20 protein-coding genes and 1 riboswitch are annotated in these 20,499 nt (G+C 60.3%); of the genes, 8 read left to right on the top strand and 12 right to left on the bottom strand.

All coding sequences use genetic code 11. The features are described from left to right. The first annotated feature begins 32 nt into the window (after positions 1 to 32). A complete protein-coding gene (gene trmL, locus IEX40_RS19435; protein WP_188751357.1) occupies positions 33 to 500 on the top strand; it encodes a tRNA (uridine(34)/cytosine(34)/5-carboxymethylaminomethyluridine(34)-2'-O)-methyltransferase TrmL in 468 nt (155 codons plus the stop codon). A 15-nt stretch (positions 501 to 515) separates the two neighbouring features. Continuing rightward, entirely contained in the window at positions 516 to 872 is a 357-nt protein-coding gene (locus IEX40_RS19430) for a hypothetical protein (protein ID WP_188751355.1), read from the top strand. Here the strand turns inward: IEX40_RS19430 and IEX40_RS19425 are convergent. The 4 genes from IEX40_RS19425 to leuS are packed head-to-tail and all read right to left on the bottom strand — an operon-like array spanning position 860 to position 5,347. Continuing rightward, entirely contained in the window at positions 860 to 1,186 is a 327-nt protein-coding gene (locus IEX40_RS19425; RefSeq protein WP_188751353.1) for a c-type cytochrome, read from the bottom strand. The two genes, IEX40_RS19430 and IEX40_RS19425, sit on opposite strands and share 13 nt — an antisense overlap. 12 nt (positions 1,187 to 1,198) lie before the next feature. Beyond that, complete coding sequence (gene holA, locus IEX40_RS19420; RefSeq protein WP_188751352.1) at positions 1,199 to 2,236, bottom strand: DNA polymerase III subunit delta; 1,038 nt, start codon at positions 2,234 to 2,236, stop codon at positions 1,199 to 1,201. 9 nt (positions 2,237 to 2,245) lie between these two features. Next, positions 2,246 to 2,740 carry an LPS-assembly lipoprotein LptE gene (locus IEX40_RS19415; RefSeq protein ID WP_188751349.1) on the bottom strand — a complete coding sequence of 165 codons (495 nt, stop codon included), beginning with the start codon at positions 2,738 to 2,740 and terminating at the stop codon, positions 2,246 to 2,248. 9 nt (positions 2,741 to 2,749) lie between these two features. Beyond that, positions 2,750 to 5,347 carry a leucine--tRNA ligase gene (gene leuS, locus IEX40_RS19410; protein WP_188751347.1) on the bottom strand — a complete coding sequence of 866 codons (2,598 nt, stop codon included), beginning with the start codon at positions 5,345 to 5,347 and terminating at the stop codon, positions 2,750 to 2,752. Between the two features lie 265 nt (positions 5,348 to 5,612). Here leuS and IEX40_RS19405 point away from each other — a divergent pair, with 265 nt between their 5' ends. Then, positions 5,613 to 7,388: a phosphate ABC transporter substrate-binding/OmpA family protein gene (locus tag IEX40_RS19405; protein WP_188751346.1), complete on the top strand. Its 1,776-nt coding sequence runs from the start codon at positions 5,613 to 5,615 to the stop codon at positions 7,386 to 7,388. 104 nt (positions 7,389 to 7,492) lie between these two features. Next, positions 7,493 to 8,047 (top strand): zinc ribbon-containing protein, encoded by a 555-nt coding sequence (locus tag IEX40_RS19400; RefSeq protein ID WP_188751344.1) that lies wholly within the window; start codon positions 7,493 to 7,495, stop codon positions 8,045 to 8,047. Here IEX40_RS19400 and lnt read toward each other — a convergent pair. The 5 genes from lnt to miaB are packed head-to-tail and all read right to left on the bottom strand — an operon-like array spanning position 7,964 to position 13,174. Continuing rightward, positions 7,964 to 9,490, bottom strand: a complete 1,527-nt coding sequence (gene lnt / locus IEX40_RS19395) for an apolipoprotein N-acyltransferase (RefSeq protein ID WP_188751342.1) — start codon at positions 9,488 to 9,490, stop codon at positions 7,964 to 7,966. The genes IEX40_RS19400 and lnt overlap by 84 nt on opposite strands. A 2-nt stretch (positions 9,491 to 9,492) precedes the next feature. After that, entirely contained in the window at positions 9,493 to 10,335 is an 843-nt protein-coding gene (locus tag IEX40_RS19390) for a CorC family transporter (protein WP_188751340.1), read from the bottom strand. 9 nt (positions 10,336 to 10,344) lie between these two features. After that, positions 10,345 to 10,800, bottom strand: coding sequence for an rRNA maturation RNase YbeY (gene ybeY, locus IEX40_RS19385; protein WP_188751332.1), 456 nt, complete (start codon positions 10,798 to 10,800; stop codon positions 10,345 to 10,347). Then, positions 10,797 to 11,810: a PhoH family protein gene (locus tag IEX40_RS19380; RefSeq protein ID WP_188751330.1), complete on the bottom strand. Its 1,014-nt coding sequence runs from the start codon at positions 11,808 to 11,810 to the stop codon at positions 10,797 to 10,799. The genes ybeY and IEX40_RS19380 overlap by 4 nt, the downstream gene beginning before the upstream one ends. A 23-nt stretch (positions 11,811 to 11,833) precedes the next feature. Next, the gene (gene miaB, locus IEX40_RS19375; protein WP_188751328.1) at positions 11,834 to 13,174 is read right to left on the bottom strand and encodes a tRNA (N6-isopentenyl adenosine(37)-C2)-methylthiotransferase MiaB; all 1,341 of its coding nucleotides are present in this window, start codon (positions 13,172 to 13,174) and stop codon (positions 11,834 to 11,836) included. A 208-nt stretch (positions 13,175 to 13,382) separates the two neighbouring features. On the opposite strand from miaB, the gene IEX40_RS19370 reads away from it, so the two are divergent. After that, entirely contained in the window at positions 13,383 to 13,703 is a 321-nt protein-coding gene (locus IEX40_RS19370; RefSeq protein ID WP_188751326.1) for a DUF1820 family protein, read from the top strand. A 52-nt stretch (positions 13,704 to 13,755) separates the two neighbouring features. On the opposite strand, the gene IEX40_RS19365 is transcribed toward IEX40_RS19370, so the two are convergent. Beyond that, positions 13,756 to 14,289: a hypothetical protein gene (locus IEX40_RS19365; RefSeq protein WP_188751324.1), complete on the bottom strand. Its 534-nt coding sequence runs from the start codon at positions 14,287 to 14,289 to the stop codon at positions 13,756 to 13,758. A 113-nt stretch (positions 14,290 to 14,402) separates the two neighbouring features. Further along, positions 14,403 to 15,413: an EF-P beta-lysylation protein EpmB gene (gene epmB, locus IEX40_RS19360; RefSeq protein WP_188751322.1), complete on the bottom strand. Its 1,011-nt coding sequence runs from the start codon at positions 15,411 to 15,413 to the stop codon at positions 14,403 to 14,405. 186 nt (positions 15,414 to 15,599) lie between these two features. Between epmB and efp the strand changes: the two genes are divergently transcribed. Continuing rightward, on the top strand, positions 15,600 to 16,163 hold the full coding sequence (gene efp / locus IEX40_RS19355) for an elongation factor P (RefSeq protein WP_188751321.1): 564 nt from the start codon (positions 15,600 to 15,602) through the stop codon (positions 16,161 to 16,163). A gap of 198 nt (positions 16,164 to 16,361) precedes the next feature. Next, positions 16,362 to 16,442: riboswitch (cyclic di-GMP riboswitch) on the top strand. 63 nt (positions 16,443 to 16,505) lie between these two features. Continuing rightward, on the top strand, positions 16,506 to 17,492 hold the full coding sequence (epmA, locus tag IEX40_RS19350) for an EF-P lysine aminoacylase EpmA (RefSeq protein WP_308421615.1): 987 nt from the start codon (positions 16,506 to 16,508) through the stop codon (positions 17,490 to 17,492). Between the two features lie 7 nt (positions 17,493 to 17,499). Here the strand turns inward: epmA and IEX40_RS19345 are convergent, their stop codons facing one another. Then, positions 17,500 to 18,654: a MalY/PatB family protein gene (locus IEX40_RS19345; protein ID WP_188751317.1), complete on the bottom strand. Its 1,155-nt coding sequence runs from the start codon at positions 18,652 to 18,654 to the stop codon at positions 17,500 to 17,502. 287 nt (positions 18,655 to 18,941) lie between these two features. Between IEX40_RS19345 and IEX40_RS19340 the strand changes: the two genes are divergently transcribed. Beyond that, the gene (locus IEX40_RS19340; RefSeq protein ID WP_188751315.1) at positions 18,942 to 20,483 is read left to right on the top strand and encodes a 2-isopropylmalate synthase; all 1,542 of its coding nucleotides are present in this window, start codon (positions 18,942 to 18,944) and stop codon (positions 20,481 to 20,483) included. Positions 20,484 to 20,499: the final 16 nt, after the last annotated feature.

The following is a 20,499-nucleotide window of genomic DNA, read 5'->3' as shown; positions in this document are numbered from 1 at the left end:
TAGTATCCGGCTCCTCGAACCAGGAGCCGGATATGCTTAACGTAGTCCTTTATCAGCCGGAAATTCCGCCCAACACCGGCAATATCATTCGACTGTGCGCCAACACCGGTTTCGCTCTCCATCTCATAGAACCCTTGGGATTCCTTCTCGATGACAAGCGCTTGCGCCGTGCAGGGCTCGATTATCACGAATATACCGCGGTTAAGTCCTGGCCGACGCTGCGGGATTGCATCGATGCGCTGCAGCCAAAGAATGTCTGGGCGCTGACAACCAAAACCGATCGCTGCTATACCGAGGCGAGTTTTGCCGCCGGTGATGTCCTGCTGTTCGGACCTGAGACAAGAGGTTTGCCACAAGAGGTGCGCGACGGTTTCGATACCCTGCGCTTACCGATGCTAAAGGGCAGCCGCAGCATGAACCTGTCCAACGCCTGTGCTGTGGTGGTCTACGAGGCTTGGCGTCAGCTTGGGTTCGAGGGGGCTCAACTCGGTGTCGACTAAAAGGAGAGCAGCAAAATGTTAGATAGTCAGGAGCGTGGTTTGATGCAGCATGCGCTGATTTTGACGCGTATTGTGCCTGAGCGTGGACTCGATGGTGCTTTGACTGCCGTGAGCGCTGTTACCCATGACGGTCGTACGGTTCGTTTTCAGGCTCAGATGGATCAGCACATCAATCTTACCCTTCTGGAGCATCAGCGAGCCCCCCTGTTGCTGCTGACTGACCGCTTGTACGAGCCGTTTCGCGATATGATTACGGTGCCGGGTGATGCGTTGCTGTCTATCGTGCCACTGCCCGCGGGGCATATACGTGCGCTGCTTGATCGAGATGAGGGCGATCGGCTGCTGGAGGCCGTAGCGGTTCAGTTGCCCTGATTGTGCAGCATATAGGCATACTGCGCGACTGCATCGGCTTGCTCAGGGCTGAGCTGGGGTAAACGGATATCCGGGTGCTGACTGGGTCGGGTGTAGTCATGTCGCATCATCAGCACCAGTTCATGTGGCTTTAGCTGCTTGCTGCCTGCAGGCACCCTTTCAAGTCGCGGGCCAAGATTGCTCTCGCTATGGCAGCTGCGGCAGTAGTAGTCGTACAGTTCCTCGCCGGTTTTCATCCGCGCCGGGTCTTTGGGGCCGCAGGCTACCAGCAGCAGACAGCTGGTCAGAACGCCCAGGCGGGGTGCAATCGGCATAGCTATCTCCTCTCAGTATGCCGTGATCTGCCAAGGCAGTTGGCAGCCCGCAAGGCTGAGTGTGATCTGGCTGAGCAGTAACCAGGGATCGTCCGCACGCTGGCCTTTAATCGCCATATCGACATCGGCAGCCTGGTCGAGCAGCGTTTCCAGCTGTTCCGGGCGTAGCCGACGGCAGGCGTTGCGTACCAACTGCTTGCGTTTGCCCCAGAGGCGCTCACGTTGGCACAGCGGATCGTAGGGCTGACCCGCAGCCAATGCCCGAGTCACCCGGTGCAGCATGCGAATATCCCGGGTCAGTGCCCAGAGCACGACGGCGGACTCGTTTCCCTCCTGGCGCAGCACCTGAAGAACGTGCTGCGCGCGCCCCGGGTCGGATTGCAGTGCGGCATCGGTTAACGCGAAGATATCAAATCGGGAGCTGTCGCTAACCGCCTGAATTACCTGCTCGGGCGAGAGTCTCTGGCCGGGGTAGAGCAACGCCAGTTTATCCAGCTCTTGGCGGGCGGCAAGCAGGTTGCCTTCGATCCGGTCGGCCAATAGTTGCAGCGCTTCGGGCTCCAGCTGAACGCCTTGAGAGGCGGCTCGCTGCCCCAGCCACTGCACCAACTGATCGGGCTCGATCGGCCATACCTCCACCACAGCACCCACCTGCTCCACGGTTTTGAACCAGGCGCTCTGTTTTACACTGCGATCGAGGCGATCGCAGATGATCAGCAGGGCGTTATCGGGGGCAGGGTTGGCCAGGTAGCGCTGCAGCAGGTCGCTGGATGCTTTGTTCAATTTCTGGCTGCCGAGGCGGATCTCGATCAGTTTACGCTCGGCAAACAGCGACAGCGCATTGGCGCTTTCCAGCAGGGAATCCCAGCTGAAACTGGCATCCACATGCATCACCTCACGCTCGCTGAAGCCCAGGTTGCGCAGGTGAGCGCGTATCGCATCGACACTTTCGCCGCAGAGCAGCGGCTCGTCACCCGTGACCAGGTAGACTGGGAGCGCCTGTGGCAGGCGCTCCAGCTGATTGGGTAGTTGGTCGGTGCGTAGTTTCATGGTCCGCGATCAGAGCGTCGATCTGAGGCTCAGGTACTGGCGCACGATCTGCTGTGCCAGCTGTTCCTGTAGTCCCGTGCGCAACTGCTCCTCCAGCGTGTTACGGGCAGTGGTGTTGTCGTCATTGTTAAATACGCGCTCGGCGCGCACCTCACGATCGTCGATCAACACCTCGCCGTCAGCGTCAAACACACTGAAGCGCACCGAGCCGATCAGCTCATACTCCACTGCATCGGCGCTCAGTGTCAGGGTCAGCGCCCGACGGCGGATCCTTTCACTGTGAATCTCCAGTTTATAGTCTGCGCCGCCGGCGACTTCGATGCCGTTCACGGCCAGCAGATTGCTGAGGTGCGGGCGGATGTTGCTCGGCCGGTCCTCGGGAATCAGCAGCTCGACCTGGCGTAGCGCCGGGGGCACATCATAACTGCCGACCGGGTGAAAACCGCAGGCGCTGACTGCCGCAGCGGCGAACAGGATCAGTAACGAACGACGCAGATTGCGCATGTAGGCCTCCTAGCCGACAACGATATTGACCAGTTTGCCCGGTACAACGATCTTTTTGCGGATCGCCTTGCCCTCCATGTGTTTCTGCACGTTGTCTTCGGCCAACGCCAGGTGGAGGATCACATCCTCGTCGGCATCGGCCGCGACGCCGATCTTGGCGCGCAGTTTGCCGTTGACCTGTACCACCATCTCGATACTCGAACGTACCAGCGCCTGCGGATCGACGCGGGGCCAGTCGGAATGCAGGATCGCGCCGTCATGGCCGAGCTGCTGCCAGAGTTCGTGGCTGAAATGGGGTACGATGGGCGACAGCAGCAGGACCGCTGTTTCCAGCGCCTCGCGCATCACGGCGCGGCCCTGTTCGCTGGCATCGACAAAGCGGGCGATGCTGTTGGACAGCTCCATAATCGCGGCGATCGCTGTATTGAAGGTCTGGCGGCGCTCGATGTCATCGGTGACCTTCTGGATCGTCTCATGCACTTTCAGGCGCAACTCACGCTGTACATCGGTCAGCTCGTCGGCGTTCAGTGCGGCAACCTGAGTACCGGCGTCGAGCAGATGGTCGTGGACCTGTTTCCACAGACGGCGCAGGAAGCGGTTGGCGCCCTCCACGCCGGAATCGGACCACTCCAGTGACTGCTCCGGCGGAGCCGCAAACATCATGAACAGGCGCACGGTGTCGGCGCCGTAGCGATCGATCATTACCTGCGGGTCGATACCGTTGTTCTTCGACTTCGACATCTTGGACATGCCGTCGTGGTTCAAGGTCAGGGCATCGGACTTGCGTCGCGCCGCGACGATACGACCCTTGTCATCGGTGTCGGTTTCGACCTCGGTGGGTGACACCCAGACCTTGCCGCCCTGTTCGTCCTCGAAGTAGTAGCTGTCGGCCAGCACCATGCCCTGGCAGAGCAGCCGGGTGAACGGCTCGTCCGAATCGACCAGGCCCTCGTCGCGCAGCAGCTTATGGTAGAAGCGTGAATAGAGCAGGTGCAGGATCGCATGCTCGATACCGCCGATGTACTGATCCACCGGCAGCCAGTAGTTGGCACTGGTCGGGTCGAGCATCTCGTTGCCGGCGAAGCGGCTGGCGTAGCGGGCAAAGTACCAGCTCGACTCCATGAAGGTGTCGAAGGTGTCGGTTTCACGCTCGGCAGCACCGCCGCACTTCGGGCAGCTGGTGTGGATGAAACTGTCCATCTTCTTGATCGGCGAGCCGACACCGTCGAAGGCGACATCTTCCGGCAACAGTACCGGCAGTTGATCCTCGGGCACCGGCACGGAGCCACAGCTGGCGCAGTTGATCACCGGGATCGGTGCGCCCCAGTAGCGCTGGCGGGATACACCCCAGTCGCGCAGGCGGAAGTGGATGGTGACCTTGCCGCGGCCCTTGTTGGACAGCTCTTTGGAGATCGCCTTGAACGCGACATCGAACTCCAGATCGTCGAAGTCGCCGGAGTTGATCAGCACGCCCTTGTCGGTGAACGCTTCCTTCTCCAGATCCACCTCAACATTGCGGTCGGTGGAGGCGATTACCTGCTTGATCGGCAGGTTGTACTTCTTGGCGAACTCCCAGTCACGCTGGTCGTGACCCGGTACCGACATCACGGCGCCGGAGCCGTAATCCATCAGTACGAAGTTGGCGGTCCAGACCGGTACCTTTTCGCCGGTCAGCGGGTGAGTGGCATCGATGCCCAGCGGCATGCCCCGCTTCTCCATGGTCGCCATATCGGCTTCGGCAACCTTGGTGTGACGGCACTCCTCGATGAAGGCGGCGAGCTCGGCATTGTGCTGCGCCGCTTTCAGCGCCAGCGGATGCTGCGCTGCCACAGCAACATAGGTGACGCCCATCAGTGTGTCGGGGCGGGTGGTGAACACTTCGAGATCGCCATCGCCCTCGACGTGGAAGCTCAGCTCCACGCCCTGGGAGCGGCCGATCCAGTTGCGCTGCATGGTGCGCACCTGCTCCGGCCAGTGCTCCAGCTTTTCGAGGTCATCGAGCAGCTGGTCGGCGTAGTCGGTGATCTTCAGGAACCACTGCGGGATCTTCTTGCGCTCGACGATAGCGCCAGAGCGCCAGCCGCGGCCATCGATCACCTGCTCGTTGGCCAGCACTGTCTGGTCCACCGGATCCCAGTTGACCTCGGCCTCTTTCTTGTAGACCAGCCCCTTCTCCAGCAGGCGGGTAAAGAACCACTGCTCCCAGCGATAGTATTCGGGGTGGCAGGTGGCCAGCTCACGCGACCAGTCGTAGCCGAAACCCATCTGGCGCAACTGATCGCGCATATAATCGATGTTTTCGTAGGTCCATTTCGCCGGTGCCACGTTGTTCTTGATCGCGGCATTTTCCGCGGGCAGGCCGAATGCGTCCCAGCCCATCGGCTGCAGTACGTTTTTGCCCTGCATGCGCTGATAACGGGAGATCACGTCACCGATGGTGTAGTTACGAACATGCCCCATGTGCAGTCGCCCGCTGGGGTAGGGGAACATGGACAGGCAGTAGAACTTCTCGCGGCCCGGATCTTCCACTGCTTTGAAGCTGTCATGCTCTTCCCAATACTGCTGGGCATTGGTCTCAATTTCCTGGGGGATATATTGTTCGTTCATTTAGGGCCGCTAATAACTCTTTGATATGCCGGTACGCCCTCATCGTAACTGCCGGACCGCTTGGCCGTCAGCCTATAGAACAGGGCGTCATATAAATAACGATGAAAGGCGCATAGCATACAATATTCGAACTGTTGTCAACAGAGCGCGATCCTGCTCGCACACCACCTGTAATCGAACTGCAATATGCCTTGGTTAGGCTCGCCGACCTATTGGCGTGATAGTCGGGCTGGGCAAGCCCCGGATTACAGGGAAGGGGGTATCTGTGAGTAAGGCACTGATTGATCTGTTGTGGCAGTTGAAGAGAGAACTCGAGCATAAGGTCGGCCTGCAGCTTGATTTGCCCCGTTTCATTGACGACGTCCTTTACCGACGTCAGATCCTACGCGACACGGATACACGTCTGCTGAGCGCTGGGCTGCAACAGATATTGCCTGAGCTGGCAGTCGAGGGGGCGCTGGATCTTCGTCGCCAGATCGGCAATACAAAGCCCGATGCGGTGCCTCCATCCAGAATCCCGGACAGTACAAAGACGGCAAGTGGCGGCAGGCCGGGTCACGGTATGCTGAAAGGGATGGGACTGATTGTGCTGTTCCTGGTGATGGCGATTGGCGCCATCCAGTTCAGCGGCAATCACCTGGTATCCAGCCTGGTGGTCAACGCCGGCTCGTCACCACAGCCCTCTTCCGACAGGGTGGAGGCTCCCGATACTTCTACGCAAAGCCAGGATCGGAAAGCCGCAGCGCCCCTGACGCTGTTCCGCCTGCATGGGTCCAATACCATTGGTGAGTCTCTTGCGCCCGCCTTGCTGAAGGGCTTCTGGCAGCAGCAGGGCGCTCAGCGCCTATGGGTGCAGCAGCTGCCTACCGAGGTAGAGCGGGATCTGCTGTTCGATCTGCCCGGCAGTCAATCGCTGCAACGGATCGAGTTGAAGGCCCATGGGTCAAGTACCGGCTTCAAGGATCTGCTCAGCCAGAACACCGATCTGGCAATGGCGTCGCGACGTATCAAGGAGGAGGAGCGCAAGGCGCTGGAGCCGCTGTATGGTGATCTGGCCAGTGTCAGAGCCGAGCATGTTATCGGCATGGATGGACTGGCTATCATCGTGCACCCGAACAATCCGATCGATGGCCTGAATACAGAGCAACTGGCCCGACTGTTCGCCGGTGAGGTGGATAACTGGAGCCAGCTGGGCGGGCCCGACATGCCGGTCACCCTGTTTAGCCGTGATGAAAACTCGGGTACCTGGGATTCATTTGAGAACCTGGTGCTGAAAAAGCATGGGCGAACGCTCTCCGAACGCGCGCGGCGGCTTGAATCCAGTACCGAGCTGTCCGACCTTGTGAGCCAAAACAGGGGGGCGATCGGATTTATCGGGCTGCCCTACGTCCTCAGAGCCAAGGCGCTGGCGATCGCGGATGAAGAGAACGCGATGCCGGTCTATCCCACCAGTTTTACGGTTTCGACCGAGGACTATCCGCTGACCCGGCGGCTGTATATTTATGAGCCGATGACGCTTGCCCTGGCTAGCCGTGCTCACCAGTTCGTCGAGTTCGTCAACTCCGAAGAGGGGCAGGAGATCGTCCGTAAAAGCGGCTTCATCTCCCAGAATATCCACCGTATTCAGCCGGTCCTGAGTAACCAACTGCCACAGAATTATATCGACCTGGTGAGTGGGGGGAGCCGTTTGTCGCTTAACTTCCGCTTTAACACCGGAACCTTCGAGCTGGATAACAAGGCGCAGCGCGATATGGAGCGGGTCATTCGGTTCTTCGAGCAGAATCCGGGTGAACGCGTGGTGCTGATTGGCTTTTCCGACAATGTCGGCGATCCGGAAAAAAATCAGCAGTTGTCCCTGCATCGTGCAGAGGTGGTGCGTGATCAACTGCTTGCACGAGGCATTAATGTGGTGGCGTCACATGGTCTGGGCGATCAGGCACCGGTTGCGTCGAACTCCACCGCTGCCGGGCGGGAACGTAACCGACGGGTGGAGATCTGGGTACGCAGTGCCAACGTCCAGGCGACTGCTGGGGCGCTCTAGTTTCCCATTGATCTGGAAACACATCATTCCGTGTAATCGGCGATATACTTCAATACATACCGGCAGGCGCAAGGGGCGCTTGCCGGTTAACTCAGGAGTTGCCGATGGACAGTCGAGAACCGAAGAAAACCGATCACTCACCGCGGGCGCCGGAGACATACGATCGTATCCTCGATCGACTTCGCGAGCGTCTCGACAGGGCGGGTACGCATTCCTGGGACTATCTGCAGGAGCAGATCGAGGAGGCGGCCGAGATCGAGCTGGCTGCGGAGGAGATGACCCGGGATGAAATGGACCTGCTCAAGGCCTATGTTCGCCGTGATTTGAGCCAGATGGGTTACTACATCCACGAAACCGGCGCCGGCGTCGCCGCCTGGCTGCATTTCGATCTGGATATGCTGGAGCGCAAGGTGGTCGACCGGTTGCTGGATCTGGCCGACCGCACCCGGATTGAGCTGGAGCTGCTGCGCGAGCAGTTGGCGCATGGCGAGAACGAGTACCTGGCCGGTGAAATCACGGCACCGGGCACGCTGGAGTGTCAGGTCTGTGGAGCCAGCCAGGTGCTGACCAAAACCTCAGTTATTCAACCCTGCAGCTGCGGCTCCGTCGTGTTTGCGCGCCGCTCCGACGCGCAGGAGTCGCAGTCCCAGCAGCAGTAGGTTAATCGCCAATAGTGGCCAGGCGCCGACGCGCTGATAGGGCGTCTGGCCGGTCATGGGCGTAACGCTTCCTCTGAGTACGCCGGTTTCGTCCACCGGCAGTCGTGCGCTGATCTGCCCCTTGGGGTCGATCAGTGCGGTAATGCCGTTGTTGGTGCCCCGAATCACCCAGCGGCCGTTTTCCAGCGCGCGCATCCGCGCCATCTGCAGATGCTGATCGGGGCCGATCGAGCGTCCGAACCAGGTATCGTTGGAGACGGTGAGGATCAGTTCGGCGGAGAGTGCGCTTTTGCGCACCAGCTCGGGGTAGGCGATCTCGTAGCAGATCGCTGAGGCGATCTCGTGGCGGCCCAGTCTCAGTGGTGACAAGTTCCGCTGTGGCAGGCTGAAGCTGGACATCGGCAGGTTGAAAAACTCGATCAGTCCACGCAGCTGGGCTTCCAGCGGTACATATTCGCCGAACGGCACCAGTCGATGCTTATGGTAGAGCCCGGTCTGTTCACCCAGCGCCATCAGGCTGTTGTGGTAGAGCACCCGCTCGGGGTTGTTCAGGTCCCGGGTGGCGGTGGGAAGCCCGGTGATCAGCGTGGTATTCGTTGTCTCCAGCCACTCCAGCAGGGGGGCAAGGCGGTCTGCTATACGGTGATAAAGGGCGGGCACGGCGTTTTCCGGCCAGACGACCAGCTCCGCTTCCGGCTGCTGCTCGGTCAGGCCTATAAGCTGGTCGAGAATCGAACTCAGGTGATCGGGATCCCACTTCATCAGTTGCGGAACATTGGGCTGCACCACGGCGACGTGCATGGGCTCGGCAGCGGGTTGGCTCCAGTGGTTGGGCAGGAGTAGTGCGCAGAGCGCAAGCGTCGTACCCGGCAGCAGAGGTACCAGCTGCCGTCGCAGTAGCGCCTCGACAGCGCCACCCGCCAGCAACAGGCTCAGCATCGACAGCAGCCAGACGCCGCCGATCGGTGCGAGAGCACTGAAGGGGGTGTCGATCCAGGCGTAGCCGAGGTAGAGCCAGGGGAAGCCGGTCAGCAACCAGCTGCGCAGCCATTCGAACAGCCACCAGAGAGCAATAAAGCCGAGCCAGGCGTGACCGCCGCTAAACCAGCGTGCGCCAATCCAGGCCTGGAGCGCGAACAGCAGTGCCAGAGCGGCACAGAAGGCGAGTGTAAGCGCCGCTGCCAGCACGACCGAGGCGTTGCCGTAGGTGTGGATACTGACGTAGACCCAGGATACGCCGGCACCAAAAAAGCCCAAGCCAAACAGCCAGCCACGCAGTAGCGCCCTGGCAGGCGGCTGATCACGCAGCAGTAGCCAGAGCAGTGCCGGCGAGAGCAGGGCGAACAGGGGCAGGGAGTAGGGGGCAAAGGCCAGTACCGCGCTGGCACCGGCCAGCAGAGCAGTCAGGTTCGGTGCGATCTGCATTGAACGGAGACGGTACATGCTCAGCGCGCTTGACGATTGACCTGCAACAGCCGGATGCGGCGGTTATCGCTGCTCAGCACTTTGAAGCTGAAGCCGTCGAACTCTACACTTTCATCCTTGGTTGGCAGGTGGCCGAAGTGGCGGGTCACGATACCGCCGATAGTATCGAATTCGTCGTCGGGCAGGCCGACATCGAAATACTCGTTGAAATCCTCGATCGGCGTCAGCGCCTTGACGATATAACCCTCGTCGTCGAAGGGTTTGATGTTGCCTTCGGCATCGTCGGCGTCATGCTCATCCTCGATCTCGCCGACGATCTGCTCCAGCACGTCCTCGATGGTGATCAAGCCGGCAATGCCGCCATACTCGTCCACCACGATCGCCATGTGATTGCGGGTACCGCGAAACTCCTTGAGCAGCACGTTCAGGCGTTTACTTTCCGGAATCATGGTCGCCTTGCGCATGCAGCTGCGCAGGTCGAACTCGTCGAGGCGACCCTCGAGCATGTAGGGCAGCAGATCCTTGGCCAGCAGGACTCCGACCACTTCGTCCGGGTTCTCGCCGCAGACCGGGAAGCGGGAGTGGGCACTGGAGATGATCAGCGGTATGAAGTCGCGCGGCGATTGACCGATGTGGACCACCGACATCTGCGAGCGTGGGATCATCACGTCGCGCACCTGCATATCGGACACCTGCATGGCGCCTTCGACGATGCTGACGGCGTCCTGATCGAGGATCCCGTCTTCGCCAGCTTCGTACAGCACCTCAAGAACATCTTCGCGGGTGCGGGGCTCGTCGGAGAAAGCGTTGGCTATTTTTTCCAGCCAGCTTTTCGACGAGCCGCTCGATCGGTCTTCGCTCATATTGTGCCTCTAAGCGGATTCATAAGGGTCTGCAATGCCAAGGTCGGCCAGCAGCTTACGCTCCAGCGCCTCCATCTCCTCGGCTTCGTCATCTGTTATATGATCGAACCCGAGCAGATGCAAGGTGCCATGAATCACCATGTGCGCCCAGTGGTCCTGCAGCGTCTTGTTCTGCTCCTGGGCCTCCTTGCGCACGACGTCTGCGCAGATCGCCAGATCGCCGAGCAGGTCAAGAGGAATCCCGGGTGGTGCCTCGAACGGGAAGGAGAGCACATTGGTCGGCTTGTCCTTGCCGCGGTACTCGCGATTGAGCGTTTGGCTCTCCTCGGCGGAGACGATGCGGATGCAGACTTCGCCGCGCGTTCTGTGTCCCTTCAGGGCTGCGCTAACCCAGCGCTCGAACGCGTCGGCGCCGGGCAGGTCTTTATCGTCGACGTCGACCTGCAGGTCGATGCTAAAGCTCACGCGTTGTCTCCATTTTCGGTGCGTTCGCGCTTCTCGAACGCTTCATAGGCCTTGACGATATGCTGCACCAGCGGGTGACGAACCACGTCCTGGGCGGAGAAGTGAGTGAAGCCGATCCCCTGTACGCCCTTGAGTACTTCGATGGCGTGCAGTAGACCCGACTTGGTGCCTTTGGGTAGGTCGACCTGGGTCACGTCGCCGGTGATCACCGCGGTGGAGCCGAAGCCGATGCGGGTCAGGAACATCTTCATCTGCTCGCGGGTGGTGTTCTGGCTCTCATCGAGAATGACGAACGACCCGTTCAGCGTACGTCCGCGCATGTAGGCCAGCGGTGCCACCTCGATCACGTTACGCTCGATCAGCTTGGCCACCTTCTCGAAGCCGATCATCTCGTACAGCGCGTCGTACAGCGGGCGCAGGTAGGGGTCGACTTTCTGCGCCAGATCGCCGGGCAGGAAGCCCAGCTTTTCACCGGCTTCAACCGCCGGACGCACCAGCAAAATGCGGCTGACCTCTTCGCGCTCCAGCGCTTCGACGGCGCAGGCGACGGCGAGATAGGTCTTACCGGTACCGGCCGGGCCGATGCCGAAGTTGATGTCGTGCTGGCGGATCGAGCGTACATAGCCCTGCTGGTTCTGGCCGCGTGGACGGATCTGCACCTTGCGGGTACGGATGCTGACGCCCTTGTCTTCCGCCGACAGCGAGCTTTGCAGCTGTTCGACGCCGGCCTGCTGCAGGTGCAGGTGTACCCGCTCCGGTGTCACCGTTTCACCGTTCAGCGCATCGCGGTACAGCTGTTTCAGTATGTCGCCCACCGCCTCGATCAGGCTCAGGTCGCCCAGCAGCTGGAAAGCGCCGCCACGGTTGCGGATCTCCACGCCCAGGCGCTGCTCGATCAGGCGCAGGTGCTCGTCGAACTGACCGCAAAGGTTGGCCAGTGCTTTGTTGTCTTCCGGCTCCAGGTGGAGCTTGATGGAGGGTTGTGCCAGCGAGTTTTCGCTATCGCTCATCTCAAGGGTCCAGTTCGATGAAATCAGTCCAGCTCGGAGCTAACCAGCTCGCCGAGCAGTGAGTTGGCATAGGCTTCGATGATTTTGACATCGGCGAAGTGGCCAATCAGATCGGGATTGTCGCAGCGGAAATTGACCACGCGGTTATTCTCGGTACGGCCGGAAAGCTGGCCCGGGTCCTTTTTCGAGTAGCCGTTGACCAGGATGCGTTGAGCGCTGCCGACCATGCGGCGACTGATCTGCATCGCCTGCTGGGTGATGCGGTCCTGCAGGATCTGCAACCGCTGCTTCTTGGTCTCCTCGGACACGTCATCCGGCAGGTCCGCTGCGGGTGTCCCCGGACGGCGGCTGTAGATAAAGCTGAACGAGGCATCGAATCCGATGTCGGCGATCAGGTTCATCGTCGCTTCGAAATCGCTGTCGGTTTCGCCGGGGAAGCCGATGATGAAATCGGACGAAAAACTGATATCCGGGCGCAGCTTCTTGATTCGGCGCAGCTTGGACTTGTACTCCAGCGCCGTATGGCCGCGCTTCATCGCCATCAGGATGCGGTCCGAGCCGCTCTGCACCGGCAGGTGCAGGTGGCTGACCAGTTCTGGTACTTCGGCGTAGACGTCGATCAGCGCATCGCTGAACTCCACCGGGTGACTGGTGGTAAAGCGGATGCGGTCGATGCCGTCGATGGCGGCGACCATGCGGATCAGCTCGGCCAGGTCGGCAATATCGCCGTCACTGGTGGCGCCACGGTAGGCGTTGACGTTCTGCCCCAGCAGGTTGACTTCGCGCACACCCTGCTCGGCCAGCTCCACGCACTCGGCGATCACGTCGTCCAGCGGGCGGCTGACCTCTTCGCCGCGGGTATAGGGCACCACGCAGAAGGTGCAGTACTTGCTGCACCCCTCCATGACCGAGACGAACGCCTCGGCGCCCTCGACCTTGGGCGCTGGCAGGTGGTCGAACTTCTCGATCTCCGGGAAGCTGACGTCAACGATGCCAACACTGCCGCTCTGGCTCTGCTGGATCATGTCGGGCAGGCGGTGCAGAGTCTGTGGGCCGAAGATCATGTCCACGTAGGGGGCGCGATCGAGGATGGCGGCGCCCTCCTGAGAGGCTACGCAGCCGCCGACACCGATCACCAGGTCCGGACGCTGCTCCTTCAGCTTGCGCCAGCGACCCAACTGGTGAAACACCTTCTCCTGCGCCTTCTCGCGGATCGAACAGGTATTGAGCAGCAGCACATCGGCGTCGTCCGGGTTCTCGGTCAGCTCGAGCGCGTGGCTCTCGCCGAGCAGATCTGCCATGCGGGCTGAGTCATATTCGTTCATCTGACAACCGTGTGTCTTGATAAACAGCTTTTTCGCCATGAATCACCTGTCGATTGGGAGGGTTTGCAAAGGTACGTAAAACCGCTACGTAAAACGGTACTTAAAATTAGGGACCGGGCATTATACGTGAGCGACCGACTGCAGACCAGAAAATGAGCAGCCGGCCGCCTCTTGTAATTGTAGACGTCGCCCTCATATCGGGTGCATCGCAGTTAATTTCTCAGTAAGTCAGGAGACGCTGTTGCCCATGGCCAGTGATGAACCTATCTACCGCGTTGCCTTTGTCAATCAGGACAAGGTGTATGAACTCTACGTGCGGCATGTCTATCCGAGCGATCTCTGGGGTTTTATCGAACTAGAGGGGTTTGTTTTCGGCTCTCAATCGGAGCTGGTGGTCGACCCTGGAGAGGAGAAACTCAAGCAGCAGTTCGGTGATGTGAAGCGATCCTTCATCCCGATGCATGCGATCGTGCGCATCGACGAGGTGCGCCAGCAAGGGGTCGCCAAGATCAGCGACGCCAAGGGAACCGTCACTGCCTTCCCGACTATCCCGCCGCGGCGCAGCTGAGTAACGCTTGGCCCCCTGCCTGGCTGCAGGGGGCCAAGGTTCGATCGGCTGGTTAGCTGTTGCCTTCGCAAGCCCCCTTGGATGCCAGCTCCGGCAGCAGTTTGATGCGGTCGGCTTCGAAGTACTCGACCACGCCGTTGACGTCGATCAGTTCGGCGCCTTCGATGCGGAAGCAGGATAGCTGACTGTTCTGCCATACCTTTTCCCAGCGCTTGTCACCGCTGGACTCACCCGGTGCGAAGGGGCCTGCTACTCTGAGCCAGGCGTTCGCCCGGCCGGTTTTCTTGGCCCGCACGAGCTTGCCGTCCGCGGTGTAGGCGGTGGTCTTGAACATCACGTATTCCAGCGTGTTCGGCGTGCCGTTAACGAAGTCGATATGCGCGGCGACCACCCCGTGTTTCTCCGGAGCGGCAGGGTGCATGTCGCGAATGACCAGCGACGGCGGCGGTGGGGCTGGTTTGGGAGCCGGTTTCTTGGCGACGGGCTGGGGTTGCGGCTTTTGAGCGCATGCGGCGAGCATCAGGGCGCACACAACGGGGATCAGCAGACGACAGGCGGGGCGTTTGCTGCCGAAAAAAGAGTTCATGTTCCGGGCTCCGGAAAAACGTTGGGTTGTTGTATTGGCGCCGAATCGGTTGCGTCGGGCGGCGCATCGTTTATCTGATCTATATAGCTTTCCTGAGTTCCTCAGGCAATAAATTAAACGTCTGTTTGATCGGGGGGAAGCAGGGTCTTGGATGGCCGGCCAGGTATCTCGCGTGCCAGACGAGGAACCAGATAGCCGGGCAGACGGGTCTGCAGCTCACCAATCAGCTTTTGTGCCTCGCTGTCGCTGATGTCGAAATGGGCGGCACCGGCCACCGGATCGAGTACGAACAGGTAGTAGGGCAGGACACCGACCTCGAACAGGGTTTCGCTGAGTTGTTGCAGTGTCACGACGCTGTCGTTGATATCGCGCAGCAGCACCGCCTGGTTAAGCACCGTAATGCCGGCTTCGCGCAGGCGGGTGATCGCGGTACGGACGCTGTCGTCTACCTCCTGTGGATGGTTGCAGTGCAGCACTACGACCGCTTGCAGTCGCGTGGCGGTCAGTGCTTCGACCAGCGATCGGGTTACGCGCTCCGGGATTACCACCGGTAGCCGGGTATGGATACGGATACGTTTCAGGTGGTCGATGCCGGCCAGGTCGGTGATCATCCTGGCCAGTCGGGTATCGGGGGTGACCAGCGGGTCACCGCCGGAGAGGATCGCCTCGCTCAACTCCCGGTTCGCGTCGATATAGGCCAGTGCTCGCTGCCACTGCTCAGGGCCCAGTTGGTTCTGCTGGTAGGGGAAGTGGCGACGGAAGCAGTAGCGGCAGTTGATTGCGCAGCCGCCGCTGGTGATCAGCAGCACCCGGTCACGGTACTTGTGCACGACGCCGGCACTGGGGTTGGTGCTGAGTTCCGCCAGGGGATCGTTGCTGAATCCCGGTGTGGCGATCATCTCCCGCGCGCTGGGCAGTACCTGCAGCAGCAGTGGGTCTTTCGGGTTGCCAGGCTTCATGCGTGAAACCAGCGCCCTCGGTACCCGTAGCTCGAAACTGTTCTGTGCGTCGCCGTTCGACAGCGAAAGCGGTAGCTGCAGTTGCCGCAGCAGTTCAACCGGGTCGGTGATCGCGTTGCGCAGCGCCTGCTGCCAGGCGTCGGGGGCGGGCCAATAAGCATTCATGGAATAAGGGTGTGGGCACGAAGTGGATGTAGGCAGGCATTCTGCCCAATGCCCGAGGTGCTGATCAAGCGCTACCGTCTATAAGACATCTGCATAGACTTGATTGTGGCTTCCCTAGTACACTTTACGCCACTTTTAGCGCCGGGATTACCGGCCCGATTCCCAGTTATCAAGTGGACTTCCGTAATGGCAACATACTCCAGCAACCAGTTCAAAAACGGCCTCAAGGTAATGATCGACGGCGATCCCTGCTCCATGGTCGATGTCGACTTCGTCAAGCCGGGCAAGGGCCAGGCGTTTACTCGCGTGCGCCTGCGCAACCTGATTACCGGTCGTATCTGGGAGCGGACCTTCAAGTCCAACGAATCGGTGGAAGGTGCCGATGTCATGGATCGTGACATGGAGTATCTGTATAACGATGGCGAGATGTGGCACTTCATGGAGCCCAGCACCTTCGAACAGTACGCCGCCGACCAGAATGCGGTGGGTGATTCATCGAAGTGGCTCAAGGAGCAGGACAAGTGCATGATCACCCTGTGGAATAACAACCCCATCGCCGTGACGCCGCCGAACTTCGTTGAGCTGGAAGTGGTGGAAACCGATCCGGGTCTCAAGGGTGACACTGCGCAGGGCGGCTCCAAACCGGCCACGCTGAGCACCGGTGCCATTGTGCGGGTACCGCTGTTCATCGAGCGTGGCGAAAAACTGCGCATCGATACCCGCACCGGTGAATACGTCAGCCGCGCCTGATCGCAGGCTTGGGTGGAGAAACGGCGGCCTCGGCCGCCGTTTTCGTTTGCTGGCGGCATAGCGCAAGGGTGCATAAATATTTGAGCAGGTCTGATGACATCCGCGGGCAATTGTTGATAGGATAATTGTCAGGGTTCCGTCCGGCCGGGGTTTTCCCGCTCCGGTGGGGTAATCGGTCCCCTTTCCAGCGACGAATCTCTCCCGAAAAGGCAACCTCTGGGTTAACTGGGGAGCGCAAAGCCACGGGTCCAATTGTGGATGGGCCGCCGAGCTACCGAAAGAGAGATTCCCCTACATCACCCGGGGTCCACAGGCTCTGTGTGTATCGTTCTATTTTCTCTGATGAACCCGTTTTCGATGACAATCGACTCTGCTTGGCGTCCTGGCGCCACGATGGAAAACCTGCGAGCTCGGGCCCGAATGCTGGCGCAGGTGCGTGATTTCTTTGCCCGGCACGATGTGATGGAGGTGGATACCCAGCTCATGTCGCACTGCGCTGTCAGCGATCCCCATATCGACTCGATCGAGGTGTCCTACGGTACGGTGCCCGGCCAGCCGACGCAGAAGCTTTACCTGCAGACCTCACCGGAATACGCCATGAAAAGACTGCTGGCAGCCGGTAGCGGTGCTATCTATCAGCTAGGTAAGGTGTTTCGCAACGGTGAGTCCGGCAGTCGGCATAACCCGGAGTTCACCATGCTGGAGTGGTATCGTCCCGGTTTTTCAGCCGAGCAGTTGATGGACGAGGTCGAAGCGCTGGTCGGTCAGCTGGTGCCGGCGTTCAATGCCCGGCGGATCAGCTACCGCCAGCTGTTCCAATCTGAGCTGGGTATCGACCCGCATAAGGAAAGTTTGCAAGGCTTGCAGCTGCTTTGTCGGCAGCATATCGATGCGCCGTTCGAGGACGAGTCCCGCGACACCTGGCTCAATCTACTGATGTCCCATGTGATCGAACCGCGCCTGCTGGAGCCGGTCTTCGTGTACGGTTTTCCCGCGTCCCAGGCGGCGCTGGCGCAGGTGGTAAAGGATGAGGCCGGGACGCCGGTCGCCACTCGATTCGAGCTCTTTGTGCGCGGTATCGAGCTGGCCAATGGCTATCTTGAACTCACCGACGCGCAGGAGCAGCGTCGGCGACTGCAGCAGGATCAACAGCAGCGTGCCGAGCTGGTGTTGCCGCAACGGCCGCTGGATATGCGGCTGGTTGCGGCGCTCGAGGCCGGGCTGCCGGTTTGTGCCGGTGTCGCCCTGGGCTTCGACCGGCTGGTGATGCTGGCGCTGGGAGCTCAGCGCATCGAGCAGGTAATCCCGTTTGCGTTCGAACGCGCCTGATCGCGACTCAGGCGGGCAGGTGGTTCAACAGTGCCCGCCTGATCCTTGTCACCGCCTCCTCCAGCAGTGCTCGGGGGCAACCAAAGTTAAGCCGCATAAACCGGTCGTCGCCGAAATCCCGTCCCGGTGACATGCCGACACCGGCTTGCTCGAAGAAGTAGGCCGGGTTCTCCAGTTTGGCGGCGCTGACATCGATCCAGGCCAGATAGGTAGCCTCGATCGGCTCCAGCTTAAGTCCCGGAATCGCGTTGATCTCCTGCATCAGGTAGTCACGATTGCCGCGCAGGTACTCGATTTGAGCACGGTTCCACTCGTCGCCGTCACCATAGGCGGCTTCCGCCGCGGTATACCCCAGCAGGTTGACGTCCGGCACTATGCCCTTGCGTGTGCGCTGGAACGTTCGGCGCAGCTGAGGGTTTTGAATCACCGCGAACGAGCAGCCCAGGCCGGCGATGTTGTAGGTTTTGCTTGGTGCCATCAGCGTGATGGTGCGCTCAGCTATTGCGTTGTTCAGGGAGGCGATCGGCGTATGGCGCAAGCCCGGTTCAAGAATCAGGTCGCAGTGGATCTCATCGGAGCAGAGGTGGAGGTCGTGTTTTACGATGATCTCGGCCAGCCTTGCCAGTTCATCGTGGCGGTAGACGGTGCCACCGGGATTATGCGGATTGCAGAACAGCAGTAGACGGGTCGCCGGTGTGATTGCGGCCTCCAGTGCGTCGAAATCGATCACCGATCGCTGATCCACGCGCACCATCGGCAGGGTAATCAGCTGACGTTCGGAGAGCCGGGGCGCGGACATGAACGGCGGGTAGATCGGTTGTGCGGTCATCACCGATTCGCCCGCTGCGCAGGTGCTGCGGCAGGCCAGGTGCAGGCCGCAGACCAGCCCCGGTAACCAGACCAGATCGTCACTGGTTACCGACCAGCCGTAGAGGCGCTCGAGGCGTTCGCATACCAGTTCGTTGAGGTGGGTCGGGGCGCTGGTGTAACCGAACACGCCGTGGTCCACCCGCGCATGCAGAGCCTTGAGTATCGCCTGGGGGGCGATGAAGTCGGTATCGGCGACCCACATCGGCAGAATCTCCGTATCGCGATAGCGTTCCCATTTTTCACTGGCGGTATTGCGGCGATCGATCAGCCGATCGAAGTCGGTTGGTGACATCCCTCTTTCCTCTACTCTGCTTGTATTCGGCTTGAGTGTATGCGGGTGTATAACTCTTGCCTGCGAACGGGGTTAGGTCAAGGCGTGCCGCCTGAAGTCCAGTGGTGTGGTACCGGGATTGTCGCCTCGGGCTGCGGCTCGGGCTGCGGTATTAAACCCTGCCATCAGGCGCTACTATAGCGGCCCATTTGTCGCCAGAGCGCTGTATACTTCACCTAGTCGAATAAACCATACGCGGATCGCCTAACTCAACACCAATAGCGGCCCCGTCATGCGGAGTAACATTTATGAGTAGCCAGGATCGAGTCATTATTTTTGATACCACGTTGCGCGATGGGGAGCAGAGCCCCGGCGCGTCGATGACCCGTGACGAAAAGCTACGCATCGCCCGCCAGCTTGAGCGGATGCGGGTGGACGTGATCGAGGCGGGCTTCGCCATCGCCAGCGTCGGTGATTTCGAGGCGGTACAGGCAATCGCGCGCACCATCAAGGACAGCACCGTCTGCTCGCTTTCAAGAGCATTGGATGCGGACATCGATCGTGCCGGTGAAGCGCTGCGGGAAGCCAATTCCGGACGTATCCATACCTTCATTGCCACCTCGCCCATCCATATGAAATACAAGCTGCAGATGGAGCCGGATCAGGTGGTCGAGAGTGCGGTACGTGCGGTCAAGCGGGCGCGCAATCTGATCGATGACGTGGAGTTCTCACTCGAGGATGCCAGTCGCTCCGAGATGGATTTCATGTGTCGCATCATCGAGCGTGTGATCGATGCCGGCGCTCGCACCATCAACATTCCCGACACCGTCGGTTACGCCGTGCCCCAGCAGTTCGGTCAGGTGATCGGCGAACTGATCCAGCGTATCCCCAACGCTGACAAGGCAGTGTTTTCCGTGCACTGCCATAACGACCTGGGCCTTGCCGTTGCCAACTCGCTGGCGGCGGTCAGCGCCGGTGCGCGCCAGGTGGAGTGTACGATCAACGGCCTGGGCGAGCGTGCCGGCAACGCCTCGCTGGAGGAGATTGTCATGGCGTTGCGGACCCGCCGTGACGTGATGGAGGTGGAAACCAATATCGATACCACTCAAATTGTGCCGGCTTCGCGCCTGGTTTCCAGTGTGACCGGTTTTCCGGTGCAGCCGAACAAGGCGATCGTCGGTGCCAACGCCTTTGCTCACGAATCGGGCATCCACCAGGATGGCGTACTCAAGCACCGCGAAACCTACGAGATCATGACCGCGCAGGATGTGGGTTGGAACACCAACCGCATGGTGCTGGGTAAACACTCCGGTCGTGCGGCGTTCCGGGCCCGTCTTGAGGAGCTGGGCACCAGCTTTGCTACCGATGCGGAGCTCAACACCGCCTTCACCCGCTTCAAGGAGCTGGCGGACAAGAAGCACGAGATATTCGATGAAGACCTGATGGCGCTGGTCAGTGACGCCCGTGCCGAGGCGGCGAGCGAGCGCTATCGCCTGAGCAGCCTGACCGTGACCTCCCAGACCGGTGAAACCCCGGTGGCGAGCCTGAAGGTGATGGTCGATGGCACCGAGTATGGTGCTGAGTCCGACGGCAGCGGGCCGGTGGATGCGACCTTCAAGGCGATTGAGCGGATCGCGCAATCCGGTTCCAACCTGCAGATCTATTCGGTGAACGCGGTGACCCAGGGCACCGACTCCCAGGGCGAGGTCACCGTGCGGCTGGAGAAGGCGGGGCGTATCGTGAACGGCTTGGGTGCGGATACTGATATCATCATCGCCTCGGCCAAGGCTTACCTGCATGCATTGAACATGCTGGACGCCAATATCCAGAAAGCGCACCCCCAAGTTTAAAAAATCGATGGTATAA

It is taken from the genome of Marinobacterium zhoushanense, assembly GCF_014641945.1.
In the GTDB taxonomy this organism is placed as follows: domain Bacteria; phylum Pseudomonadota; class Gammaproteobacteria; order Pseudomonadales; family Balneatricaceae; genus Marinobacterium_D; species Marinobacterium_D zhoushanense.
Note: the sequence above shows the minus strand (reverse complement) of the source record. Positions and strands in the feature narration are given on the sequence as shown.